Consider the following 24,406-nt stretch of genomic DNA (forward strand, 5'->3'; position numbering starts at 1 on the left):
CCCCTTCGGGGTGGCTGGCCGTCGTGTGGTTGCGGCAACGCTATCGGATGCTCCGAACGGGCGTAGTCCCAACGCGGCATTATCTGCCGGCGAGGAAGCCCAACACGTCCTGTCGGGTGACAACACCGGCCGGTTTGCCGTCGATGAGCACCATCGCGCCGTCGGCGTCGGTGAGCGCCTTCATCGCGGTGCTGATCGTCTCGCCGGCGCCGATGGTGGGCAGCGGCGGGGACATGTGCGTCTCCACCCGGTCGGCCAGCGCGGCCTTGCCCGCGAACAGCGCGTCCAGCAGGTCCTTCTCGTTGACCGCGCCGGCGACCTCGGCGGCCATCAGCGGCGGCTCGGCGTTGACCACCGGCATCTGGGACACGCCGAACTCGCGCAGCACCGAGATGGCGTCCGCGACGGTCTCGTTCGGGTGCACGTGCACCAGCTCGGGCAGGGTGCCGTCCTTGCGCCGCAGCACATCGCCCACCGAGGCGCTGCTGTGGTCGGCGGTGAGGAAGCCGTAGGAGGCCATCCAGGAGTCGTTGAAGACCTTGGACAGGTAGCCGCGGCCGCTGTCCGGCAGCAGCACGACCACCACGTCGTCCTCGGTCAGGCCCTCGGCGATCTTGAGCGCGGCCGCCGCGGCCATCCCGCAGGAGCCGCCGACCAGCAGGCCCTCCTCGCGGGCCAGGCGACGGGTGATGTCGAAGGAGTCCGCGTCGGAGACCTCGACGATCTCATCGCACACCGTGCGGTCGTAGGTGGTCGGCCAGAAGTCCTCGCCGACGCCCTCGACCAGGTACGGCCGCCCGGTGCCACCGGAGTACACCGAACCGTGCGGGTCGGCGCCGATGATCTTGACCTTGCCGTCGGAGACGTCCTTGAGGTACCGGCCGGTGCCGGAGATGGTGCCGCCGGTGCCCACGCCCGCCACGAAGTGGGTGATCCGGCCGTCGGTCTGCCGCCACAGCTCCGGGCCGGTGGAGTGGTAGTGCGAGAGCGGGTTGTTCGGGTTGGCGTACTGGTTGGGCTTCCAGGCGCCGGGGATCTCGCTGACCAGGCGGTCGGAGACGTTGTAGTAGGAGTCCGGGTGCTCCGGCGCGACCGCGGTCGGGCAGACCACGACCTCGGCGCCGTAGGCCTTGAGCACGTTGCGCTTGTCCTCGCTGACCTTGTCCGGGCAGACGAACACGCAGCGGTAGCCCTTGCGCTGGGCGACCAGGGCCAGGCCGACACCGGTGTTGCCCGAGGTCGGCTCCACGATGGTGCCGCCGGGCTTGAGCTCACCGGAGGCCTCGGCCGCCTCGATCATGCGCAGCGCGATGCGGTCCTTCACGCTGCCGCCGGGGTTCAGGTACTCGATCTTGGCCAGGACCAGCGGCTTCAGGCCGTCGGTCAGGTTGTTCAGCCTGACCAGCGGGGTGTTGCCGACCAGGTCCATCACGTGCTCGGCGTACTCCACCGCGCGGTCCTCCCATTAGTTGAGACGTCCGGGTCAGCGTAGCTGGCGCGTCGTCACCCGATCGCTGTCACTCCGTGGCGCGTGCCACTCTTGGCGGCGGTCGGCCACCGCCCGGTCACGTATTCTTGGCTTGTCGGAAAGATCCGTTCCGTTCCGGGCTCGCGTCGGGGGTAACCATGAAACTCACGGTGCACCTGTTCACCACCGACGCCCTCTCCTTCGGGGACGTGCTCGCACTGCCCGGCCAGGACCAGGCCGCCGTGGTCTGCCTGCTTCCCGCCGCTGAGCTGGACTTCTCCTGTGTGCTCGCGGCGCGCGCCGAGCCGGGCGAGCCCGGTCCGGAGGAGCTGGCCGAGCACTTCGCGCTCTCCGACATCGGGGCCGCCGACTCCGCCCTGCTGGCCGAGGTGGACGGCCGCCTGTTCGCGCTGACCTTCGGGCGTGGCGCCGAGCTGCTGGAGTCCGCGCTGCTGGACACGAGGTTCGAGGGCAAGGCCATCCCGTTCCCGCTGGCCGGGCTGGGCCACCAGCTCTCCGCGCTGCTCGGGCACTACGACGACCCGCTGCACCGGGCCGAACTGCCCTTCTCCGCCGACCGCGCCTGAGGCGCGAATCACCCTTCCGCCAGTCCCGCTGGCCCAGGCGCTAAATCGTCGCCTCATCCGAAAGTGGGAAGTAAAAATGTCTGCCTGGCGTTAACCCGTTCGGCCTTACTTACGGAACACTGGGTTAACAGCTGGTGGTGGGGCCATAGGGGGAACCACCAGAGCGGAGGGGAGACGGGCCATGTTCGGATTGCGCGTTCTCCGCGCCGCGGTCTTCACCGCGGGTGCGATCGGCGGGCTCTCCGGCGCCGCGTACGGGCTGCTGACCGAGCAGTCCAAGCGAGCCCGGAAGATCATCGGACCGCCGGCCGCAGCGCTGCGCGCCGACGGCGTGTACCTGCCGGAGGGCGTCGGGCCGCTGGACCCGGCCGACCCCCGGATCACCGGCGACCCGCTCGTCTTCGCCGTGCTCGGCGACTCCTCCGCGGCCGGGGTCGGCTGCGACACCGACGAGGAGCTGCCCGGGGTGCTGCTGGCCAGGGGGCTAGCCGAGGAGTCCGAGCGGCCGGTGCGGCTGCTCACCCACGCGATCAGCGGGGCCACCAGCCGGGAGCTGGCCGGGCAGACCGACGCCGCGCTGCTCACCCCGCCGGACGTGGCCCTGGTGATCATCGGCGGCAACGACGTGACCGCGCGGCTGAGCCCCGGCGCCTGCGCGCTGCTGCTGGGCGCCGCGGTGCGCAGGCTGACCGAGACCGGCACGGCCGTGGTCGTGGGCACCTGCCCCGACCTGGGCGCGATCCGGCCGATCGCGCAGCCGCTGCGCTCGCTGGTGCGGTCCTGGAGCCTGACCCTGGCCAGGGCCCAGCGCAAAGCGGTGCTGCTGGCCGGCGGGCAGCCGGTGGCGCTGGCCGACCTGCTCTCGCCGGAGTTCCTGACCAGGCCCGCCGAGCTGTTCAGCAAGGACATGTTCCACCCGTCCGCGGCCGGCTACGCCGCGGCGACCCAGGTGCTGCTGCCCGAGCTGTGCGCGGCCGCGGGCGTGTGGGACGGCGGCCCGCTGCCCACCCAGCCCACCCGTTCGGCCGCGGCCGAGGCGCGGCGGCCGACCGCGAAGCTGGTGGCCAAGCTGAACTGGCGGCTCAAGCAGGTGCCCCCGGCAACGTCACACTCCGCCGCCGTTACCGGACAGTAGGCTGCGCTTCAGGCGAACAAAGGAGTTCTCGACATGCCTGAAGCCGTGATCGTGGCGACGGCCCGCTCCCCCATCGGCCGCGCGAACAAGGGCTCCCTGAAGGACGTCCGCGCCGACGACCTGACCGCGATGATGGTCAAGGCGGCGCTGGCGAAGGTCCCGGAGCTGGACCCGCGCGAGATCGACGACCTGATGCTCGGCTGCGGCCTGCCCGGCGGTGAGCAGGGCTTCAACATGGGCCGCGCGGTCGCCGTGCTGGCCGGGTTCGACCACCTGCCCGGCACCACCATCACCCGCTACTGCGCCTCCAGCCTGCAGACCACCCGGATGGCGCTGCACGCGATCAAGGCGGGCGAAGGTGAGGTGTTCATCAGCGCCGGCGTGGAGATGGTCTCCAGCTACGCGCGCGGCAACTCCGACGGCTGGCCGGACACCCAGAACCCGCGCTTCGCCGACGCGCAGGCGCGCACCCAGCACGCCGCCGAGCACGGCGCGGGCGAGTGGGTGGACCCGCGGGAGTCCGGGCTGCTGCCCGACGTCTACATCCCGATGGGCCAGACCGCGGAGAACCTGGCCCTGGCCAAGGGCGTGACCCGCGAGGACATGGACCACTTCGGCGTCCGCTCGCAGAACCTGGCCGAGAAGGCGATCGCGAACGGCTTCTGGGCCCGGGAGATCACCCCGGTCGAACTGCCCGACGGCACCGTGGTCAGCGCCGACGACGGCCCCCGCGCCGGAACCACGTACGAGAAGGTCTCCACCCTGGACCCGGTGTTCCGGCCGGACGGGCGGGTCACCGCGGGCAACTGCTGCCCGCTCAACGACGGCGCCGCGGCCCTGGTGATCATGAGTGACACCAAGGCCAAGCAGCTCGGCATCACCCCGCTGGCGCGGGTGATCTCCACCGGCGTGTCCGCGCTGTCCCCGGAGATCATGGGCCTCGGCCCGGTGCAGGCCTCCCAGCAGGCGCTCAAGCGAGCGGGCATGAGCGTGGACGACGTGGACCTGGTGGAGATCAACGAGGCCTTCGCGGCCCAGGTGATCCCGTCCTACCGCGACCTTGGTGTGCCGCTGGAGAAGGTCAACGTCAACGGCGGGGCGATCGCGGTGGGGCATCCGTTCGGGATGACCGGGGCGCGGATCACCACCACGCTGCTGAACTCGCTGTCCTGGCACGACAAGACCATCGGGCTGGAGACGATGTGCGTTGGCGGCGGTCAGGGCATGGCGATGGTGATTGAACGCCTGAGCTAGTTACATTGGCGCGCTCCGCGCGCGGGATTTTTTCGCTCCTGAGTCGCACGTTCGTGACCCCGGCACACGCGAAGCAAGCTTCGGAGTGTCGGGGTCACGAACGCCTGACGCGAAAAAATCAACCCCACCGCGGAGTCAAGAGCCCGGCGTGTCGCTGGCGCGCCACGCCTCTTTCGCAGAGGTGGGACCCCTCCCCACACAAACGAGAAGGCCCCCGGGAGTGCCGGGGGCCTTCTCGTTTGTCTTGCGGTGTTGGGTCAGTCCTGCCGGAAGTAGCTGAGCAGGCGCAGGATCTCCAGGTACAGCATCACGATGGTGGCGGTCAGGCCGAAGGCCGCGTACCAGGCCCACTTCGCGTCCATGCCGGAGCGGATCATCTCGTCGGCCTGGTCGAAGTCGAGCAGCAGCGCGAAGGCCGCCACACCGATGATGACGATGCTGAAGATGATCGCGATGGCGCCGCCGTCGCGGAGGCCGAGGCCGCCGGGGACGAAGAAGCCGGCCACGATGTTGGCCAGGATCAGCACCAGCACGCCGACCAGCGCGCCGATCACCCAGCGGGTGAGCTTCGGGGTGACCCGGATCGCACCCGTCTTGTAGACGACCAGCATGCCGGCGAACACACCGGCGGTGCCGATCAGTGCCTGCACCACGATGCCGGGGAAGCGCAGGTCCATCAGGGCGCTGATCGCGCCCAGCGCGACACCCTGGGCCACCGCGTAGATCAGCGTCAGCGGCGCGGACGGCCGCGGACGGAAGGACAGGAACAGGCCGACCCCGAACCCGACCAGCACGGCCGGCAGGGCCAGGTAGTAGGCCTGGAAGAAGGCGGTCAGGAAGCCGGCGACCAGAGTGACACCGAACGACGTCGCGGTCTTGAGCACCACGTCGTCCACGGTCATCGGACGCTCGGAAACCCCTGGCCGCGAGTCGTACGGCTGCTGCTGGTAGCCAGCCTGGTAGCCGGGGGCCGCCTGGCCACCGGTGTTGAACGTCGCGTAACCGGAGCCCTGGGTGGGCAAGTTACGGAACGCCGGGTTACTGCTAGTGCGCACCTGGTCCTCCTGGAGCGTGCTCGCGCCGTCACCCGGTACAACGTCCAAAGGCGCGGACCGGTTCCATGACAGGTAAAGCTGACTTTACTCGCATCATCATCGTCTCACGCGCCCCCTGGTCTTCGCTCTGGGTTATCAGGACGAGTCCATTGGTGAGCGGAACGTAGTCCGAGAAGATCAGCAGATTGCGCCTAATGGTCTAGACGTCAAGGTGAGGGACACCACAGCGTCACCTGCTTGCGTAGTTCTAAAGGCCGATTGCGGCTCGCCCGGCGACCCCGACAGCATGCGTGGCGACAGGCCGTAGCTAACAAGGAGCTTTCATGCCTGGCCTTAGAAATCTGCTGGTCGGCGCGCTGAGTGTGACACTCGCCGCAGGCGGCCTCGGGCTGGCGATCCCCGGTTCGGCGCTGGCCGCCGGGGAGCGCATCGGCGAGTACACGAAACCGCAGGAGTACCAGGGCCGCCCCAAGGGAGACGACTGGATCGGCTCCTACACCTGGCGCGGCAGGCAGGTCTGGTGCGTGCGGTACGCCCTCGACGAGCCCGGCGACGGGATCGAGTACACCCCCAGCAAGGACGGGCTGACCACCAAGTGGAACACCCCGCTGACCGCCGAGACCAAGGCCAAGATCTCCTACCTGCTGCTGCGCTACCAGGACACCGCCTCGAAACCGGAGGCCGCCGCGCTGGCGCACCTGCTGCACAGCTGGACCTCGGGCACCAAGGACCCGAAGCTGCTGGCCAAGACGAACAACTCCGCCCGCATCGGCTACGACGTCGACTTCCACTTCAACGGCCTCTCGCCGGAGGCTCAACAGGCGGTCGGCAGGCTGCAGGCCGACGCGGACGCGCACTACGGCCCGTGGACCCTGACCGTGACCGCGCCCAAGGAGGGGCAGCTGATCGGCAAGCCGGGCAACTGGACCGTGGTGGTCAACTCGGCCAAGGGCCAGCCAGTCGCCGGGGTGCCGGTGAAGCTGACGGCGGTGGACGCCGAACTGGGCGGGGAAGCCGGTGACGGCAACGTCAAGACCCCGGCCAACGGCAAGCCGCTGGTGGTCGCGGTGACCGCGAAGGGCCCCAACCCCAAGCTGGTGGCCACCGTGGAGAGCCCGAACGCCGACCCGGTGCTGCTGCTGCCGAACAAGCCCACCGCCCAGCGCGCGCTGACCACCGGCGGGCAGTCCCCGGTCTCGGCGGAGGCCACCGTGCCCGCGGTGACCCAGCCGGGCATCGTCAAGATCGGCAAAGTGGACGCGGCCAGTGGCGCGGCCATCCCCGGCGTGACGCTGCGGATCACCGCCGCGGACAAGGAAGCGCCCGCGGCGAAGCAGGACGGGTCGCCGCTGACCGGGGTGGACGGCAAGCCGCTGGTGGTCAAGACCGGCGACGACGGCCAGGTCTCGGTGGCCGACCTGCGCACCCCGCAGGAGATCTGCCTGATCGAGCTGATCCCGGCCAAGGGCTACGAGGAGGGCTTCGACCCGAAGAAGCCGCCGACGGTCTGCGGCACGGTGGCGCCGGGCAACACCCTGGCGCTGTCGCTGACCAACAAGGCCAACGTGCCGAAGAAACCGGTGGTGCCCAGGGTGATCCCGGCCGGTGACCAGCCGGAGCTCCCGGTGGCCCAGGCCGCCACGGTGACCCAGGTGGAACCGGCGGGACTGGTCGGATTCGCCATTTTCACCCTGGTCATGGCTACGCTGGGCGTCATGGCTCTGCGTCGACGCCCGCAGCAGCGGTGACCCATGGGGAGATCGCTGTATCCCGGTGAGACCAAACGCGACAACCGCGCGCGGGTGGCCGGCCTCGGCCTGCTCGGCGTGGCTCTCGCGTGCCTGGCCGCCGGGCTCAGCGCCTCCCAGCTGACCACCACGGTCGTCGGCGAGCCGGTGGCGGTGGAGAACCCTCCGCCGTCACCGCTGCGGGCCCGCCCGCTGACCGACCTGGGCGACGCGCCGCTGATCCGCTGGGGCCAGCCCGGCGGCGGCAACCCCGCGCAGCCCACCACCACGACCACCACCCCGCCCAAACCGGGCCAGCCCAACCAGATCACCCAGCCCGCGGGCGGCCAGCGCCCCGGCACCGTCCGCCTGCCCGAGGGCGGCACAGCCACCCTGGTCCGCCGCGAGGTGGCCCCCGACGGCGTGCTCCCGGTCCCCGACGGCGTCCGCGACGCCACCTGGTGGGGCGCCGGCCTGGACGCGGCCAAGGGCGCGACCGTGCTGGCCGGGCACGTGAACTGGAAGGGCGCCACCGGCCCGTTCGCCGAGCTGTGGCGCAGTGACAAGGGCCAGCAGGTCACCGTCAAGGACGCCACCGGCAAGACCCACAACTACCGGATCACCGAGGTGCACACCGTGCACAAGGACCAGTTGCCGCAACGCGCGGAGACGCTGTTCGCCCAGACCGGCAACCACCGCCTGGTGCTGGTGACCTGTGGCGGGGAGTGGGTCGGCGGGCAGCTGGGCTACGACGACAACCGGATCGTGGTCGCCGAGCGGGCCTGAGCCGGATCACCGCGGTTCCGGCAGCCGCGCGCCGGTGAACAGGGCGGCCGCGGCGAAGTGCGTCTCGGCGAACCCGGCCGCGCCGTCGAAGCGGGTGCCGGTGAACGCGGCCGTGCCCTCGAACCTGGCCTGGTGGAACGAGACATCGCGGTGGAAGTGGACCTGCCGGATCCACGCGGCGCCGGCGAAGCGCACCTCGGCGAACCGGGTGTCACCGTGGAAACGCGCCCCGGTCAGCCGGGCGCACCGGTCGAACCGGGCGCTGGTGAACCAGGCCTGACCGCGGAAGGCGGTGTTGGTGAACCAGGCGTCCTGCGCGAACAGCGCGTCGCGAAAACCCGTGTCGCCGTGGAACTCCGCGTTGCGGAAGGACGCCTCGCCGGCGAACCGCGCTGAGCGGAACACCGCCTTGTCCGCGAACACCGCCCTGGCGAACCGCGCGTTGCCGTTGAACGCGGCGTGGGTGAACAGGGCGCGGCCGGTGAAGCGGGTCGCGCTGAACCGGGCGTCGCCCTCGAAGGTGGTGCCGACGAACACGGCCGCGCCCACTTCACCGCCGGAGAGGTTGAACTCGACCAGCGAGGCCCCGGACAGGTCGAGCGCGATGCCCGGCCAGAAGTTGTCGTTGGTGATCTGGCCGTCGGCGTACCGGTCCGGGCGCAGGTGCGCGGCCAGGATGTGCTGCGCGGTCAGCCGGACCTGGCGTTCCTGCCCGGGATCGGAGTCCTCCACCGGCATCCGCAGGTAGGCGCAGAGCACGTTGACGATGGTCTGGCGGTGTTCGGGGGCCCCCTGGGCCAGGCGTTCCAGCGCGTGCAGCCTGGCCAGCCGGACCGGCGCCTTGTCCGAGCCGAGCTGTTCGGCCGCCTTGGTGTACAGCTCGGTGACCCGGCGTTCGGTGGCGTCGTGCCGGGTGTCGGTGGCGGCGAGGTCCTGCAGGTCCAGGGCCACCTCGGTGGTGCGCTGGCGGCGCACCGCGAGCAGCAGGGCCAGCGCGGCCGCGGTCCCGCCCGCCGCGGTCAGCGCGGTGCGGATCGCTTCCATCGCGGCCCGCTCCCGCTCGGCGTCGGTCAGGCTGGTCGCGCGCGGCCACAACGCGAAGCCGGTGGCGACACCGAGGCCGAGCACCAGCAGGACCGCGCCGCCGATCCACCACCAGCGCAACGGGCGCAGGCGGACGGCATCCCGTGCGGACCGCCGCGTGTTCGGCATGGCTCGATCATGTCGCGGCGGGGCCCGGGTCCGGAAGACCACGGGCCCCGATCGCGGTGACCGGCCGTCAGTTGCCGTCGGAGGTGTAGATGCCGCCCGGCGTGACGATCCACAGCGAACCGTCCGGCGCGGCCTGCGCGGCGCGGGTGCGGCCCAGGTTGGTGTAGATCTTGCCGCCGGAGCCGCTCAGGTTGGTCTTGTACGTGCCGCCCTTGAGCGAGGCGAGGTAGAGGCTGCCCTTGTAGTGGGCCAGGCCGCTGGGGGTCGCCTGCGAGGTCGGCCAGGTCTTGACCGGGTTGGTCATGCCCGGGTTGCCGCAGGGGCCCTCGCAGGTCGACCAGCCGTAGTTCTTGCCTGCATCGATCTTGTTCAGCTCGTCCACCTTGTTCGCGCCGATGTCGGTGGCGTAGAGCTGGGAGCCGACCCAGGTCAGGCCCTGGACGTTGCGGTGCCCGTAGGAGTAGACCCGGCTGTTGAACGGGTTGCCCGGCGCGGCCGCGCCGTCCTTGGTGACGCGGAGGATCTTGCCGCCGAGGGAGTTCTTGTTCTGGCCGTTGGCGCTGTTCTGGCCGTCGCCGGTGCCCGCGTAGAGGAAACCGTCCGGTCCGAAGGCGATCCGGCCGCCGTGGTGGAACTGGGCACCGCGCGGGATCCCGGTCACGATCGGCTGCGGGGCCTGGCCCAGCTTGAGCTTGGCGATCCGGTTGTCGCTGCCGGTGGTGTAGTAGATGAAGACCAGCTGGTCCGCGGCGTAGGTCGGGGACACCGCCAGGCCGAGCAGGCCGGCCTCCTTGGTGACGCTGACCCCCGGGATGGTCTGCACGTCGGAGACCTGGCCCGCCTTGTCGATCTTGCGGATCTTCTTGCTGTCCTTCTCGGTGAACAGTGCGGTGCCATCGGGCAGCCAGTCCACGGCCCACGCCTGGTTGAGCCCGGAGGCGATCTGCTTGATCGCCATGGGCGAGGCTTCGGACGCGGTGGCCATCGGTGCGGTGAACGCGGCGGTGGCGGTCGCGGCGGCGACCACAGCTCCGATGACTGTTCTCCGTCGAGCGTGCATCGTGCCCCTCCTGATCATGCCGGTGGAGTGCGGGAACGGCGGCGGTGATGGCGGCGGCACCGGGTCGGATGTAAGCGTTTGCAGCTTGGCCGACCCTCTTCTAGGCAAGCGCTTACCGCTAGGCCTGTCAACGCCGTCTGGAAAGTTCCCTGAAAAATACGAACGGCGTCTGGCGGGATGCCGAAAAACGTGTCTAGCGTGGTGTCGCTCGCCATGAGCGATGGAGAGGGCGGTTCGGCGGCGGACCGCTCGTGATCCGAGGAGTGAGCGTTATGGAAACTCGTGAAGTGTGGACCCGTCCGGAATTCACCGAGTACGACACGCCCATGGAGGTCACCGCGTACGCGGCCCGCATGGACTGATGCTCATCCAGGGTGGGAGCCGCGGCCCGGTGGCTCCCACCCGCCTCCGCCGCCGCCAGCACTGTCGGAGCTCCCCCGAAAGGTAGTGCGGAGATGACTGCCAGCCAGGATGTGTTGTCGCGCGAGGACTTCCTCGCCGCGTTGCGGGGTCTGTCCCATCGCTACTGGGGAACCCACCCCTTCCACCAGCGAATGCACGCCGGTGAGCTGAGCGAGCACGAGCTGCGCACCTGGGCGGCCAACCGCTGGTACTACCAGTGCATGCTGCCGCAGAAGGACGCGGCGATCATCAGCAACTGCCCGCTGCCCGAGGTCCGGCGGCACTGGCTGGACCGGATCGTCTACCACGACGGCAGGACCGAGGGCGAGGGCGGCGCGGAGAGCTGGCTGCGGCTGTGCCAGGCGGTCGGCCTCACCCGCGAGGAAGTGCTGGACCAGCGGCACGTCGCGCCGGGCACCCGGTTCGCGGTGGACGCCTACGTCACCTTCGCCCGGCAGCAGCCCTGGATCATCGGGGTGGCCTCGGGACTGACCGAGATGTTCGCCGGACACCTGATGCGCCAACGGGTTTCCGATGTGCTGGCCAACTACGCGTGGATCAGGCGGGAGGACCTCGCCTACTTCACCACCCGCATCGACAAGGTCTCCGGCGAGGGCAGGGAGACCGTGGACCTGGTGTTGGAGCACTGCGTCACCCGTGAGCTCCAGGACGCCGCGGTGGCCGCGCTGAGCTTCAAGTGCGACGTGCTGTGGTCCATGCTGGACTCGATCGAGCGTGCCGCGGCGAAGGGATAGCCGGATGGGCGAGATCACCGGGACCACCCGGCCGCGGCTGCGCCGGGGTGTGCGGCTGAGCTACGACAAGGTGCGCCAGACGCACGTGCTGCTCTTCCCCGAGGGCGTGCTGGTGCCCAACCCGACCGCGGCCGCGGTGCTCTCGCACTGCGACGGGGTCAACGACGTGGACGCCGTGGTGAAGCTGCTTTCCGAGCGCTACCAAGGGGTTTCCGTCTCCGATGTGGCCGAGCTGCTGCTCGCGCTGCGGGCGCGGCGGATCGTGGAGCTGGAGGTGCCGGATGCCTGAGGCCGAGCCGCCGCTGGGCATGCTCGCCGAGCTGACCCACCGCTGCCCGCTGCACTGCCCGTACTGCTCCAACCCGCTGGAGCTGATCGCCAAGAACAACGAGCTGAGCACCGAGCAGTGGCGCTCGGTGCTCACCCAGGCCCGCGAGCTCGGCGTGCTCCAGGTGCACATGTCCGGCGGCGAACCCCTTGCCCGCCATGACCTCCGCGAGCTGGTCGAGCACGCCAGCGAGCTCGGCTGCTACGTGAACCTGGTGACCAGCGGGCTCGGCCTGACCGAGCCGGTGCTGCGCGACCTGGCCGACCGGGGGCTCGCGCACGTGCAACTGTCCATTCAGGACTCGGATCCGGTGCGGGGCGACCAGGTCGCGGGCGCCCGCGCGCACGACCGGAAGCTGGCCGCGGCCGAGGTGGTGCACCGGGCCGGCCTGCCGCTGACCGGGAACGTGGTGCTCACCCGGCTCAACCACGACCGGATCGGCGAGATCATCGCCATGGCCGAGACCATGGGCGTGGACCGGCTGGAGCTGGCCAACACCCAGTACTACGGCTGGGCGCTGAAGAACCGGGCCCAGCTGATGCCGACCAGGGCGCAGCTGGCCACCGCGGAGCCGATCGTGCGCGCGGCGACCCAGCGGCTGGCCGGGCGGATGCAGGTGGTCTACGTGGTGGCCGACTACTACGAGGACTACCCGAAACCGTGCATGCACGGCTGGGGCGCGCGCCAGCTGACCGTGGCGCCCAACGGCGATGTGCTGCCCTGCCCGGCGGCCACCGCGATCAGCACGCTGAAGCTGGAGAACGTGAAGGACCGGCCGCTGGCCGAGATCTGGTACCAGGGCGAGTCCTTCAACGCCTACCGCGGCACCGACTGGATGAGCGAGACCTGCCGGGCCTGCCCGCGCAAGGAGACCGACTTCGGCGGCTGCCGCTGCCAGGCGTTCCTGCTCACCGGCGACGCCGCGGCCACCGACCCGGTGTGCTCCCGCTCGCCGGACCGGCCGATCATCGACACCATCCTGGCCCGCCACCACGAGGCCACCGAACCGCGGGACGCGCCGCTGGCGATGCGGTGGCTCGCCACCGAACGAGGAGCGCGATGAGGGTTCTGCTGCTGGGCACGGCGGCAGGCGGCGGTTTCCCGCAGTGGAACTGCGCCTGCCGGCTGTGCGCCGCCGGCCGGGACGGCCTGCTGACCCACCGCAGCCAGGACGGCATCGCGGTCAGCGCCACCGGCGAGCGCTGGTTCCTGGTCAACGCCAGCCCGGACATCCGGGCACAACTGTTGGCGCACAACCAGTTCCGCCCCACACCGCCGAGGGACACCCCGCTGCGCGGCGTGCTGCTCACCGACGCGGAGCTGGACCACTCGCTGGGCCTGATGCTGCTGCGCGAGGGCGACGACCTGGACGTGTGGGCCCCTTCGGCGGTGCTGCACGGGCTGACCGAGGACTTCGGGCTGCGCGGGGTGCTCGCGCACTACCGGAGCTGGTCCTGGCACACCGTCGAGCCCGGCGCGGCCTTCACCCTCGGCGGCGAACTGGCGGTGACCGCGTTCCCGGTCAGCGGCAAGCGGCCCCGGTACGCCAAAGAGTCCACAATGGACGGACCGTGGGTGGTGGCTTACCGGATCACCGACCCGGCCACCGGCGGCTCCCTGGTCTACGCGCCCTGCCTGCGCGAGTGGCCCGAGGGCTTCGACGAGTTCGTCGCCGACGCCGACTGCGTGATCATCGACGGCACCTTCCACTCCCCCGCCGAGATGTCCGGGGCCACCGGGAAGAAGGCGGACGCGGACCAGAAGTCCATGGGGCACATCCCGATCGCCGGTCCGGGCGGCGGCCTGGACCAGCTGTCCCGCTTCCCCGGCAAACGCCGGATCCTGACCCACCTGAACAACACCAACCCGGTGCTGGACCCGGACTCGCCGGAACACGCCGAGGTGCTGGCCGCCGGGGTGTCCGCGCCACCGGACGGCACCGAGTTCGAGCTCTAGGAAGCAGCGAGCAGCGCGTCCGCCTGGGCGCTGCGCTGGTAGAGCACGAACCGGCCGTCCCGCCGCGCGGTGACCAGGCCGGTCCGGCGCAGCGCGCCCAGGTGGTAGGACACCGTGGCCGCGGCCAGCTCGTGCCGGCCGGCCAGCTCCGCGGTGGAGCGCGGCGCGTCCAGGTCGGCCAGCAGCGCGGCCCTGGTCGCGCCGACCACCCTGGCCAGCTCGGCCGGGTCCCGCCTGCCGCGCAGGCCGATCCGGGCGGCCGGGTAGTAGAGGGCGACCTGCCGCTTGTCGTCGCACTGGAGCATGAACTTCGGCCAGCTGAGCACCGAGGGGGCCAGCACGATCGCCTGCCCGGACAGGTCGAGGTCCACCGGGTAGGGCTTGTCCACGGTCACCGCCGAGCCGGTCCAGTGGCACTTGGGGTCCAGCGTGCTCAGCAGGGCGCCGACCCCTCGGGTGGCCAGCGTCTTGGCCCGGTCGTTCAGGTCGGCCTCGGCCAGCGCCTCGATCCGGTGCCAGCCCTCGGCCAGCGCCAGCCGCCAGAAGGTCTCGATCCCCTCGGCCAGCCGCCCGGCCAGCGTGCCGGCCTCGGCCAGCCGCCGCACCCTGGTGGAGACCGGCCGGCCCCAGTGGTCCTCGGCGTAGCGCAGCTGGGTGAGCACCGCCTCGGCCGAGCTGCCCGCGAGGTCGGCCAGCTGGGCCTGGAACACCTCGGCAGGCGCGCCCGGCCGGGGCTGCGGGGTGAGCAGGTCCGGGGTGTAGTGGTTGCCCTCCGGCGCCAGCAGGTCGGTGACCAGGTCGACCGCTGCCGCGCCGAGCGCGTCCCTGGCCAGCGCGCCGGTGTCGCCGAAGACCGGGTGCCTGCCGCCCCGCGCGGCCAGGTTCAGCCACCAGACCGCTTCCATGATCGGTGAGTGCGACAGCCGGATGTTCGCCACCGTCGTGGCGTCACAGCGCAGCAGCATCACCGGCCGAACATAGCGCGGATTCGAGCGGGTTCGAATGAGTTCCGCCGACGGCTGGGACGCGCTTTGCTGGTCGTGGCCGGGGAATCCAGTTCTGGGGGACGGGGTTCCCCGGCCACTGCGCGCCACCTGCCGTTCACCGGCCACCGCTAGCCTGCGCCGCATGCGGTGGTCCCGACTGGTCATGTCCGTACTGGCCCTCACCATCGGCCTGACCGGCCCTGCCGAGGCCGCCCCAGCCGATGTCCGGGTGCTGACCTGGAACATCTGGCGCGGCGGCCTCGGCGCGGGCGCGGACAACCTGCCCCGGCTGCTGGACCAGGTGGTGGCGACCCGCCCGGACGTGCTGCTCGCGGTGGAGACCTACGGCGCGGGCGAGCAGATCCGCCAGGCGCTGACCGACCGGGCGGGCAAGGGCCGCTACTCCGGCACTCAGATCACGCCCAGCACCACCGGCGGCGACAACCTGTGGATCTTCACCCGCTACCCGGTGACCAGGACCTACCCGGCCCCGGCCGGCGGCAAGGTGACCGCGTTCAACTTCGGCGGCGTCCAGGTCAGGCTGCCCGGCGGCAAGCACCTCAACCTGTTCGACACCTGGCTGCCCTACACCGACCCGTGGAACGGCTACCTGATCGACGAGAACGCCGCCGCCCGCCGCGCCGGCCTGCCACCCCGGCACACCCCGGCGGCGGTGGCCGAGGCGGAGACCGCGCAGACCACCTACCTGACCGAGATCATCACCCGCCACCTGCCGGACGGCCCTGCCGTGCTCGGCGGCGACTTCAACACCCCGGCGGCCAGCGACTGGACCGACCGCTGGCAGGGCTGCCCGAACCACTTCGGCATGACCTACCCGCTGCGCACCACCGACCTCCTGGTCGAGGCCGGCTTCACCGACACCTTCCGCGCCGCCCACCCGGACGCCTGCACCGCCGAGGGCCGCACCTGGAGCCCGCAGCCGACCGAGCGGATGATCACTCCGCAGCGCATCGACCTGACCTTCGCCAGGGGCGCGACGGTGACCGGCAGCCAGGTGCTGGACACCCGGCTGCCCCGGCACGGGCCGGGAGTCTTCTACTCCGACCACGCGGCGCTGCTGAGCACCGTGCGGGTGCGCTGAGCACGCTCGGTGAACACTCGTGTCGCTCAGTGATATTCTCCGCCCTACTTGATTAGTTCATTTAGGTCTAGCCGGGGTGTATCAACTTCGCTGGCCGGGAGAGCGAGTCGCGGTGGCGAGCAGGGGACGGCCGAGCAGGGCCAGCGTCTACCGGCGGCTCGACCATGCCCTGATTGAGCTGAACACCCGGTTCGGCGGCCTGCCCAGCCCCAAGGAAGCCCAGTCGATCTGGGACGACATCTGGCACCTGGAGGCGCACCACTCCACCGCGCTGGAGGGCAACACGCTGGTGCTGCGTGAGGTGCAGGCGTTGCTGGCGCAGGGCCGCGCGGTCGGCGCCAAGCCACTCGGGGAGTACAACGAGGTGCGCGGCTACGCCGACGCCGCGCGCTGGGTCTACGGCCAGGCGCTGGAACCCGATGACTGGCACGACGGGCGGTTGCTGACCATCAGCGAGGTCCGCCGGGTGCACCACACCGCGATGACCCCAGTCTGGGACGTGGCCCCGCACCTGGAGGCGACCGACCGGGAAGGGCCGGGCTGCTTCCGCGAACACGACATCCAGCCCTTCGCCGGCGGCATGACGCCGCCCGCCTGGCCGCTGGTGCCGGTCCGGATGCAGGAGTGGGTGGACGAGGTCTGCCTGACTGGCGGGCGCCTGCGCGGTGGCGAACCACCTGAGCGGCCACTGGCGGAGGAACTGGCCCGGCTGCACAACGAGTTCGAGCGGGTGCACCCGTTCCTGGACGGCAACGGTCGCACCGGACGGCTGGTGCTCAACCTCATCCTGGTCCGGCTCGGCTATCCGCCGGTGGTCATCTTCAAGCGCCAGCGGGAGGCCTACCTCACCGCGCTGCAGCGCGCCGACTCCGGCGACTGCGGCGCGCTGGGCGAGCTGATCGCCAGGGCCATGTACGACAACCTCAACCGGTTCATCGTACCCAACGTGGCCGGGCCCGCCCGGCTGGTGCCGCTGGCCGCGCTGGTGTCCGAGGAATTCACCCTGGCCGCGCTGCGGCAGGCGGCGCGGCGCGGGCGGCTGGACGCGGTGCAGGGACCCGACGGGGTCTGGCGCAGTTCGCGCAAGGCCGTGGCGACGTATCAGGAAAACAAGCACCAGCACCGCCGTCCGGCGGGTTGACCGTCCACAACAGACGCACCCGGCGGCGCTGGTCAGTCCACAAAGGCCAGTTGACCGGACATCTCCGGGCCGTTCAGCGGCCATGCGGCCTAGTCCCCAGGTCGGACCCCGTGCGGGCGCTACCTCCCCGGCGGGTGCCCAACTCGCCACCGGTAGCGGAGGTGCGCGGGCGGGGTCGGGGTGGACAGTGACGGGGCAGACCTGGCGCGTGCCTGGGAGGGCGGTCGCGGTGTCGCATCCGCCTGTGCCGGACTCCGGCGCCTACTCCGTGGAGCAGTACCGCGCGTGGCTGGCCGGCACCCCGACCTCGCGGTGAACTCCCAGGTCAGCCGGGCGGTGCTGATCGAGTTCGCCCAGCGGGCGGGAGGAGGACACGGGTGGAGGCGGCGAAGGAGGAGGGGCGGGTGCGACGGGTGCGGGCGCCGGTTGTGCGACCGCTGACCACCCCTTCGGCCACCCCGCCGTGGCAGCTGGACCCGCGCAACCCACAGAACCGGCAGAACCGGACCCCGTCCGCACCTGACCCCAGCGCGCACACCGGCGGTAGGTTGGGGGGTACTGCCCTGGTCGCGCAGTGGTTCGGAGCGCGCATGTCCACACCACTCGGCTGGCGTCCGCCGCGCCCGCTGCAAAACCTGAGTGCCCGCCAGGCGGATCTGCTGGTCGTCGTCCTCGTGCTGCTCGCGGTGGAGCTCCCGCTGGCCTTCGGCATCGGTGGCGTCTCGCCGTGGTGGGGCTACCCGGTCGCGGCGCTGACCGCGCTCCCGTTGCTGCTGCGCCGCCAGGCGCCGATGCTGACCATGCTCGCGGTCAGCGTGGCCGACCTGGTCTACATCGGGCTCGACCTGCCGGACGTGTGGAGCATCTACGGCCCGCTGGTCGGCGTCTACACCGTGGCCAGGCACAGCGAACCGCTGATCCGCCGGGTCACCATGGCGCTGGCGCTGCTCGCGGTGGTGGTGCACAACATGCTCGACCCGATGCAGTTCCAGGAGTTCACCTTCCTGATCACCTGCACGGTCACCGCGTACCTGCTGGGCTGGGCGGTGCGCACCAACGCCGCCTACACCCTCGCGCTGGAGGAGCGCACGCACCGGCTGGAGCAGGAACAGCAGCTGGAGGCCGAGCGGGCCACCAGCGCCGAACGCGCCCGGATCGCCCGCGACATGCACGACATCCTCTCCCACGCGGTCGCGCTGATCGTGGTGCAGGCCGAGTCGGGGCCGCTGGTGGTGCGCAACGACCCGGCCCGCGCCGAGGCCAGCTTCGACGCCATCGCCACCGCGGGCCGGGACGCGATGGCCCAGCTGCGCAGGCTGCTCGGCATGGTGCCCAGGGATACCGCCGAGGTGGGCCGGGCCCCGCAGCCGACCATGGACGACGTGCCGCGCATGATCGAGACGGTCCGGGCCACCGGGCTGCGGGTGGAGCACACCGTGGACGGCACGCCCAGCCCGCTGCCGCCGGACACCGAACTGGCGGTCTACCGGCTGATCCAGGAGGCGCTGACCAACACCGTGCGGCACGCCCGCGCGGGCCGGGCCGAGGTGCGGCTGAGCTGGTCGCGGTCCGAGCTGGCGGTGCGGGTGCTCGACGACGGGATCGGCGCGGACCTCACCGAGCAGCAGGGCCGGGCCGGGCGCGGGCTGGTCGGCATCCGGGAACGGGTTGGCGCCTGTGGCGGGATGGTGCGGATCGGGCCGCGGGATGGCGGCGGGTTCGCGGTGACGGCGGAAATCCCGTTGGCGCACAAGGACTTCCCGGTGAACCGGGTGGAGAGGCGGAGTTGAGCGTGGTGACCGAGCAGACCGTGGAGCCGATCCGGGTGGTGATCGCCGACGACCAGGAGCTGGTGCGCGCCGGGTTCCGGCTGATCCTGGACAGCCAGCCCGACATCGAGGTGGTGGCCGAGGCCGAGGACGGCGCGAACGCGGTGTTCGCCACCCGGATGCTGCGGCCGGAGGTGGTGCTGCTGGACATCCGGATGCCCACCATGGACGGCATCGAGGCGGCCAGGGTGATCTGCGCGGAGACCGACGCCAAGGTCGTCATGCTGACCACCTACGACCTGGACGAGTACCTCTACGACGCGCTGCACGCCGGGGTCAGCGGCTTCCTGCTCAAGGACGTGCGCAGGGACGACCTGGTGCACGCGGTGCGCGTGGTGGTCACCGGCGAGGCGATGCTGGCCCCGTCGATGACCCGCCGCCTGGTGCAGGACGTGGTCAGCCGCGCGCTACGGCCCACGCCGGACAACCCCGACCCGCGCCTGGACACGCTGACCGCGCGCGAGGCGCAGACCCTGGAGCTGGTGGCGCGCGGGCTGTCCAACGCGGAGATCGCCAAGGCCATGGTGCTCTCGGAGCACACGGTGAAGACGCACGTCAGCAGCCTGCTGACCAAGCTGGACCTGCGGGACCGGGTGCAGGCGGTGGTCTTCGCCTACGAGTACGGCGTGGTGGGCGGCAGCCGGGCCTGACGCTCAGCGGGAGCGCAGCAGGCGTTCCCTGATCCGCATCCGCAGCGCCTGCCAGAGCTGTCCCGGCACCGAGGGCCGCCGCGCGGTGCACAGGGCCCGCGCGGGCACGTGCTCGCCCCGCAGCTCCCCCGCCACCTCGGCGACCACCCTCGGGTGCCCCAGCGGCACCGGTTCGCTGCCGCGGTCCAGCACCTTCACCCGCACGCCGTGCCCGGTGAGCACCTGCTCGATCGGCACGCTGCGCAGGTTGAGCAGCGCCTGGTCCAGCTGGGTCGCGCCGTGCCCGGCCGCGACCTCGCCGGAGCACGGCTCCGGGTCGACCAGCAGCACCGAGCGGACCTGCTCGGGGTGGTCGGTGGCCAGCAGCATGGCCGGTCCGGCGGCCTGTCCCTCGGCCAGCAGGTCGATGGTGCCGCCGCCGTCGGCCAGGCGCTCCAGCACGTCCCTGGCCCTGGGCATGGCGGCCTCGGCCGCGGGCAGGCGCAGCCAGGCGATGTGCGTGGAGCGGGCGAAGTCCCGCCAGGTCGCGGGCAGCTCCCCGTGCTTGCCCAGGCCCGCTGGATCAAGGACGAAGAGCACGTCGGCGCCTTCGGGTCCGTGTTCCACCAGGTCCGGGCCCGCGGCTCGGGTGACCTGTGGTTTTGGTGCGCTCATGGCCTGCCTTTCCGGGTGACCCCCGCGCGGGGGATACCCACTAGGCGGGCCGGTCACACACCGATGCGATCCGGGCTTGCGCCGCCCGGTAGTGCGGGCCCTGGCGGAGTGAGCCGGGCAGCGCGAGCAGCACCAGCCGCAGCGAGCGGGCCAGCGCGGTCGCGGTCAGCTCGGTGCCGGGCAGGCCGGTGAGGCCGTAGGCGCGGCGGGCCCAGTCCGGCAGCAGCGAGTAGCTCAGCGCGGCCAGCGCGGCCCAGGCCGGACGGGCCGGGGTGAGCAGCCGCACCGGCGTCGGCATCGGCGGGAACAGCAGGAAGCGGGCGGTGCGCCGGGCCGCGGCGGTGCTGCGGACCACCGGGCGCAGCCGGGCGAAGTAGTCGGCCAGCGCGTCCGCCGAGTCCGGCACCATCGCCTCGGGCACGCCGATCAGCCGGGCCGCGCGGACCTGTTCGGCCAGGTAGGCGTCGGCCTGCGCCGGGGTGAGCCGCATGCCGCTGCGCCGGGCGGTGTCCAGGAAGGAGTCCACCTCGCAGTTGTGCACCCACAGCAGCAGCTCCGGATCGGTGACCCGGTAGGGCTGCCCGGTCTCCGGCTCCACGCCGGTGAGCCCCCGGTGCGCCCGCCGGACCACCGCGCCGGCCTGTTTGGCCTGGCTGAGCGAGCCGTAGGTGACCGTGCCGACGTACTCGGCGGTGCGCAGCAGCCTGCCCCACGGGTCGGACTCGAACTTGGAGTGCTGCGCCACGCCCGCCATCGCCAACGGGTGCAGGGCCTGCAGGAACAGCGCCCGCAGGCCGCCGAGGAACAGCACCGGATCGGAGTGCACCCGCCAGGTGACCGAGTCCGGCCCGAAAAGTCCTGTCTCTTCCGCGCCCATCAGCTACCAGTGTCGCACCCCGATGACACGATCGAGTGAACCTCTGGGCTAGCCCTTCAGCGCGCCAGCGGCAGCAGGATCTCGAACCGGCAGCCCGGACCGTGATTGCTGGCGCTGATCCGGCCGTGGTGGGCCTCAACCAGCCCCTTGGCTATGGCTAGGCCCAGACCGGCTCCGGCGGCCTGGTCGGGCTCAGGGGTCCGCGCCGCGCTGCCGCGGTAGGCCACGTCGAAAACCCTGGGTAGCTCGCCGGCCGGGATGCCGCCGCAGGCGTCGTCCACGGCCAGCCAGGCCTGCCCGTCCACCTCGCCCGCGGTCACCGCGACCACGCCGCCGCGGCCGGTGTGCCGGATGGCGTTGCTGAGCAGGTTGCGCAGCACCCGGGACAGCTCGCGCGCGCTGCCGTGCACCACCGGCCAGTCGCTGGGCGCCTCCCGCAGGGTCACCCCGGCCCGCTGGGCCACCGCGGCCTGCGCGGCGACCTCCTCGCTGACCAGGTCGCGCAGCGGCAGCGCGGTCAGCTCCAGGTTCAGCGCGCCCGCGGTGATCCGGGACAGCTGGAACAGGTCCTCGACCATGCCGGAGACCCGTTCGGTCTCCCGGCCGATGCCGAGCAGGTAGCCGCGCACCTCGGCGGGCTCGGTGACCACGCCGTCGGTGAGCGCCTCGGTCATCGCGCGCATGCCGGCCAGCGGGGTGCGCAGGTCGTGGCTGATCCAGGCGACCAGCTCGCGCCGGGCCGCCTCGGCCGCGCGCTCCCTGGCCCGCGCCTCGCGCTCCCACACGCTGCGCCGGGCGATGGCCCGGCCGAAGAGCACCGCGGCGGGCACGGTGACCAGGGCGACCAGCACGGAGATCACCACGGTGGTGGTGAGCTGGCTGGTGAACATGAACCCGCTGACCGCGGTGACCCCGGCCAGGGTGGCCAGCAGCGGGGTGAGCACCGCGACGGTGATCGCCGCGGTGAGCGAGCGGTCCCGGCTCCAGTGCAGGAACACCGCGCCGAGCACGGCGACCGGCACGGAGAAGCTCAGCGCGTAGGCGCAGGCGTCGAGCAGCTCGCTCATGCCGGGCCCGGGTCGTACCGGTAGCCGACGCCCCACACGGTGGCGATGCGCACCGGGTTGGCCGGGTCGGGTTCGATCTTCTCCCGCAGCCTGCGCACGTGCACGGTGACCGTGGCCGCGTCACCGAAGTCCCAGCCCCACACCAGTTCCAGCAGCTTCGCCCGGGTGTAGACCTCGCCGGGATGGCCGAGGAAGAAGGCCAGCAGGTCGAACTCGCGGGTGGTCAGCGCCAGCTCGGCGGCGCCCCTGGTGGCGCGCCGGGCCACCGGGTCCAGGCGCAGGTCGCCGTCGGCGAACTGGTCCAGCCGGGGCGGCGGCGCGGGCAGCCGCAGCCGCCGCAGCACCGAGTTGACCCGCAGCACCAGCTCGCGCGGGCTGAACGGCTTGGTCACGTAGTCGTCCGCGCCGAGCTGGAGCCCGGCCACCCGGTCCTCCTCCTCGCCGAGCGCGGTGAGCATGACCACCGGCACCGCGCTGTGCCTGCGCAGCCTGCGGCAGACCTCAAGGCCGTCGATGCCGGGCAGCATCAGGTCGAGCACCACCAGGTCGGCCGCGGCCTGCTCGAACAGGGCCAGCGCCTGCTCGCCGTCCCCGGCCAGCCGGACCTGGTGCCCGGCCCCCTCCAGGTAGCGGCGGACCACGTCGCGCACGGTGAGGTCGTCGTCCACGACCAGCACCCGTCCGCGCACCTCGGCCTGCCCCGGCTTGCCTTCCACCCGGCCAGCCTAGGACGGCGCAAGCGCCCCGATCCGGCGACAACCATGACGGTTCTCTTTCGGATGACCGGGTGACCATCCGTCCGATGATCAACTACTGGTGGTAATGGTTATCAGCAAAGCCGAAAGCGGCGCCGTTCGCCCAGGTGTCAGCCGAACGGAATCCCGCTGACCTGGGCGGACGACGCCGCCGATTGGTGCCCCCGGCGCGGCTCGGACAGCATCCACACGAACCCGGCCAGACTCCGAGCTGGCGATCTCCGCCAGCGTCAAGATCACCCGGCGTCGCCGTCGGCCGGGCGGGTCCTCTCGATGACCACGCGGCTACCCGGCCACGCCGCACCAGGCCGCGTAGCCGCGCACGCTCTCGGTGGTGCGCACTTCCTCGCGGGCCAGCACCCTGATGGTCTCGTGGACCATGGGGTGGTACCGGGTCTGCGTCGGCGCGATGCTCTTGGCCTGTTGCAGGGACAGGAACGCCTTCTTCCGGTTCCCGTGAATCAGGTACCCGCGAGCCAGGTCGATGTAGTGGTGACCCACGCGTTCCTTCGGCGCGGCAGCAGGCAGCTCGAATTCTTGGGACCGCTTCACCGCCTCGGTGCCATCCATCATTTCCACCGCGAGCCCGACCGACCAGATGTTGACATTCGTCCTACCGAAGCAGAGCCGGTAGTCATCCCGATCCTCTCCGATCCGGTCTGCGGTTTCCCTGGCCTCAGCCAAATGGGTATCGGCGAGATCACGCTTCCCGGCCCGCGCGGCTGCCAATCCCGATTTGAGGTGCAGGCTCCCCCACATCGAGAGCACCGGAGCCTGCCCCTTGCCGATCTCCGCCTCTATGCGGCTCCTGCTCTTCTCCAGGAACCGCAGCGCGCCGGACCAGTCCGCCGCCCCGATCAATTCGCCCGCACGCTGGTAGTCACCCGCCAGGACCGCGAGTTCGTCACCAGACCGCGCCGCCGCCCACTCGTAACGTTCCACGGCCAAGGATGCGAGGTCGGTGTAGCCGAGCCGGTACGCCACCTGACAGGCCGCCGCGTAGGCCTCAGCCAGCAAGCCGAAGGCGCGCTCCCGGCTCGCCCCGCTCAGGACGTGTGACGCCTGCCTGAGTTCACCGAGCAGGCCGGGGATCTCCGCACCCAGTTCGACCAGGTTCGCGGACTGACGCAACTGCGAGGCTTTGGCCACTGCCGAGACCAGCTCACCAATCGGCCGAATCGCCACAGACTCGTCCGACGGCCCCAAATCGTATGCGGCCAGTTCACGCCGAATCGGATGAATAGAGGAATGCACCTCACGTTCGGTCCGGCTGCGCCGCCGATAGGGCTGGTCCAGCAGATCCGCCACCCCGATGCCGAGCGCACGCGCACACGCGCCGACAAACGCGGGAGAGGCGGGAACTCGCTCCTGTTCGACCGCCCGGACGAGGCTGACCGAGACCGCCGCGCGCATGGCGAGTTTGGCCTGGGTCCAGCCGAGAAGCTTGCGCTCCTCGGCGACTCGTCGGCCCACTCCGGAAACCTGCGAATCCATGAACAGCCCCTTCCCGCGAGAGGGTCGTCTCCTCCACCATCCCATGCTGCACCAGCTAGCCGAAGAGTGAATCTGACTTGTCACTTCCTTGGCACTAGCCGTTTTCGATCATCCCTAATGTCCTGA

At 71.3% G+C, this 24,406-nt stretch carries 24 protein-coding genes; 14 read left to right on the forward strand and 10 right to left on the reverse strand.

Features of this window, described 5'->3' with window-relative positions:
* Positions 1–79 precede the first annotated feature (79 nt).
* Positions 80–1,450, reverse strand: coding sequence for a cystathionine beta-synthase (locus tag M8C13_RS15060; RefSeq protein WP_252481199.1), 1,371 nt, complete (start codon positions 1,448–1,450; stop codon positions 80–82).
* 176 nt (positions 1,451–1,626) lie between these two features.
* Here M8C13_RS15060 and M8C13_RS15065 point away from each other — a divergent pair, with 176 nt between their 5' ends.
* The 3 genes from M8C13_RS15065 to M8C13_RS15075 all read left to right on the forward strand — a co-directional run bounded on the left by M8C13_RS15065 (position 1,627) and on the right by M8C13_RS15075 (position 4,444).
* On the forward strand, positions 1,627–2,055 hold the full coding sequence (locus M8C13_RS15065; protein ID WP_252481200.1) for a hypothetical protein: 429 nt from the start codon (positions 1,627–1,629) through the stop codon (positions 2,053–2,055).
* 181 nt (positions 2,056–2,236) lie between these two features.
* On the forward strand, positions 2,237–3,190 hold the full coding sequence (locus tag M8C13_RS15070; RefSeq protein WP_252481201.1) for an SGNH/GDSL hydrolase family protein: 954 nt from the start codon (positions 2,237–2,239) through the stop codon (positions 3,188–3,190).
* Positions 3,191–3,223: 33 nt separating this feature from the next.
* Positions 3,224–4,444: an acetyl-CoA C-acetyltransferase gene (locus tag M8C13_RS15075; protein ID WP_252481202.1), complete on the forward strand. Its 1,221-nt coding sequence runs from the start codon at positions 3,224–3,226 to the stop codon at positions 4,442–4,444.
* Between the two features lie 257 nt (positions 4,445–4,701).
* On the opposite strand, the gene M8C13_RS15080 is transcribed toward M8C13_RS15075, so the two are convergent.
* Positions 4,702–5,499: a Bax inhibitor-1/YccA family protein gene (locus M8C13_RS15080; protein WP_252481203.1), complete on the reverse strand. Its 798-nt coding sequence runs from the start codon at positions 5,497–5,499 to the stop codon at positions 4,702–4,704.
* Between the two features lie 323 nt (positions 5,500–5,822).
* Here M8C13_RS15080 and M8C13_RS15085 point away from each other — a divergent pair, with 323 nt between their 5' ends.
* Positions 5,823–7,247: a hypothetical protein gene (locus M8C13_RS15085; RefSeq protein WP_252481204.1), complete on the forward strand. Its 1,425-nt coding sequence runs from the start codon at positions 5,823–5,825 to the stop codon at positions 7,245–7,247.
* A 3-nt stretch (positions 7,248–7,250) separates the two neighbouring features.
* A complete protein-coding gene (locus tag M8C13_RS15090) occupies positions 7,251–8,012 on the forward strand; it encodes a class F sortase (protein WP_252481205.1) in 762 nt (253 codons plus the stop codon).
* 6 nt (positions 8,013–8,018) lie between these two features.
* Here M8C13_RS15090 and M8C13_RS15095 read toward each other — a convergent pair whose 3' ends face one another.
* Both M8C13_RS15095 and M8C13_RS15100 read right to left on the reverse strand, forming a co-directional pair.
* Positions 8,019–9,224 carry a pentapeptide repeat-containing protein gene (locus tag M8C13_RS15095; RefSeq protein WP_252481206.1) on the reverse strand — a complete coding sequence of 402 codons (1,206 nt, stop codon included), beginning with the start codon at positions 9,222–9,224 and terminating at the stop codon, positions 8,019–8,021.
* 67 nt (positions 9,225–9,291) lie between these two features.
* Positions 9,292–10,284: a sorbosone dehydrogenase family protein gene (locus M8C13_RS15100; protein ID WP_252481207.1), complete on the reverse strand. Its 993-nt coding sequence runs from the start codon at positions 10,282–10,284 to the stop codon at positions 9,292–9,294.
* 272 nt (positions 10,285–10,556) lie between these two features.
* On the opposite strand from M8C13_RS15100, the gene pqqA reads away from it, so the two are divergent.
* From pqqA to pqqB, 5 genes are all read left to right on the forward strand, one after another.
* Complete coding sequence (gene pqqA, locus M8C13_RS15105) at positions 10,557–10,646, forward strand: pyrroloquinoline quinone precursor peptide PqqA (protein WP_185000163.1); 90 nt, start codon at positions 10,557–10,559, stop codon at positions 10,644–10,646.
* Between the two features lie 93 nt (positions 10,647–10,739).
* Positions 10,740–11,441 (forward strand): pyrroloquinoline-quinone synthase PqqC, encoded by a 702-nt coding sequence (gene pqqC, locus M8C13_RS15110; protein WP_252481208.1) that lies wholly within the window; start codon positions 10,740–10,742, stop codon positions 11,439–11,441.
* A gap of 4 nt (positions 11,442–11,445) precedes the next feature.
* A complete protein-coding gene (gene pqqD, locus M8C13_RS15115) occupies positions 11,446–11,730 on the forward strand; it encodes a pyrroloquinoline quinone biosynthesis peptide chaperone PqqD (RefSeq protein ID WP_252481209.1) in 285 nt (94 codons plus the stop codon).
* On the forward strand, positions 11,723–12,832 hold the full coding sequence (pqqE, locus tag M8C13_RS15120) for a pyrroloquinoline quinone biosynthesis protein PqqE (RefSeq protein ID WP_252481210.1): 1,110 nt from the start codon (positions 11,723–11,725) through the stop codon (positions 12,830–12,832). Before pqqD ends, pqqE begins: the two co-directional genes overlap by 8 nt.
* Positions 12,829–13,725: a pyrroloquinoline quinone biosynthesis protein PqqB gene (gene pqqB, locus M8C13_RS15125; RefSeq protein ID WP_252481211.1), complete on the forward strand. Its 897-nt coding sequence runs from the start codon at positions 12,829–12,831 to the stop codon at positions 13,723–13,725. The genes pqqE and pqqB overlap by 4 nt, the downstream gene beginning before the upstream one ends.
* Here pqqB and M8C13_RS15130 read toward each other — a convergent pair.
* Positions 13,722–14,690 carry a helix-turn-helix transcriptional regulator gene (locus M8C13_RS15130; protein WP_252481302.1) on the reverse strand — a complete coding sequence of 323 codons (969 nt, stop codon included), beginning with the start codon at positions 14,688–14,690 and terminating at the stop codon, positions 13,722–13,724. The genes pqqB and M8C13_RS15130 overlap by 4 nt on opposite strands.
* Positions 14,691–14,853: 163 nt before the next feature.
* Between M8C13_RS15130 and M8C13_RS15135 the strand changes: the two genes are divergently transcribed.
* From M8C13_RS15135 to M8C13_RS15150, 4 genes are all read left to right on the forward strand, one after another.
* Positions 14,854–15,813, forward strand: a complete 960-nt coding sequence (locus M8C13_RS15135) for an endonuclease/exonuclease/phosphatase family protein (RefSeq protein ID WP_252481212.1) — start codon at positions 14,854–14,856, stop codon at positions 15,811–15,813.
* A gap of 112 nt (positions 15,814–15,925) precedes the next feature.
* Complete coding sequence (locus M8C13_RS15140; protein WP_252481213.1) at positions 15,926–16,954, forward strand: Fic family protein; 1,029 nt, start codon at positions 15,926–15,928, stop codon at positions 16,952–16,954.
* Positions 16,955–17,544: 590 nt separating this feature from the next.
* Entirely contained in the window at positions 17,545–18,744 is a 1,200-nt protein-coding gene (locus tag M8C13_RS15145) for a sensor histidine kinase (RefSeq protein WP_252481214.1), read from the forward strand.
* Positions 18,741–19,433 carry a response regulator transcription factor gene (locus M8C13_RS15150; protein WP_252481215.1) on the forward strand — a complete coding sequence of 231 codons (693 nt, stop codon included), beginning with the start codon at positions 18,741–18,743 and terminating at the stop codon, positions 19,431–19,433. The genes M8C13_RS15145 and M8C13_RS15150 overlap by 4 nt, the downstream gene beginning before the upstream one ends.
* Positions 19,434–19,436: 3 nt before the next feature.
* Here M8C13_RS15150 and M8C13_RS15155 read toward each other — a convergent pair whose 3' ends face one another.
* From M8C13_RS15155 to M8C13_RS15175, 5 genes are all read right to left on the reverse strand, one after another.
* The gene (locus M8C13_RS15155; protein WP_252481216.1) at positions 19,437–20,087 is read right to left on the reverse strand and encodes a hypothetical protein; all 651 of its coding nucleotides are present in this window, start codon (positions 20,085–20,087) and stop codon (positions 19,437–19,439) included.
* A 40-nt stretch (positions 20,088–20,127) separates the two neighbouring features.
* On the reverse strand, positions 20,128–20,964 hold the full coding sequence (locus tag M8C13_RS15160) for an oxygenase MpaB family protein (protein ID WP_252481217.1): 837 nt from the start codon (positions 20,962–20,964) through the stop codon (positions 20,128–20,130).
* 56 nt (positions 20,965–21,020) lie between these two features.
* On the reverse strand, positions 21,021–22,031 hold the full coding sequence (locus M8C13_RS15165; RefSeq protein WP_252481218.1) for a sensor histidine kinase KdpD: 1,011 nt from the start codon (positions 22,029–22,031) through the stop codon (positions 21,021–21,023).
* Positions 22,028–22,747: a response regulator transcription factor gene (locus tag M8C13_RS15170; RefSeq protein ID WP_252481219.1), complete on the reverse strand. Its 720-nt coding sequence runs from the start codon at positions 22,745–22,747 to the stop codon at positions 22,028–22,030. The genes M8C13_RS15165 and M8C13_RS15170 overlap by 4 nt, the downstream gene beginning before the upstream one ends.
* A 324-nt stretch (positions 22,748–23,071) precedes the next feature.
* A complete protein-coding gene (locus M8C13_RS15175; protein WP_252481220.1) occupies positions 23,072–24,280 on the reverse strand; it encodes a helix-turn-helix domain-containing protein in 1,209 nt (402 codons plus the stop codon).
* Between the last annotated feature and the right edge of the window lie 126 nt (positions 24,281–24,406).

The sequence above is a fragment of the Crossiella sp. SN42 genome, from assembly GCF_023897065.1.
Lineage (GTDB): Bacteria > Actinomycetota > Actinomycetes > Mycobacteriales > Pseudonocardiaceae > Crossiella.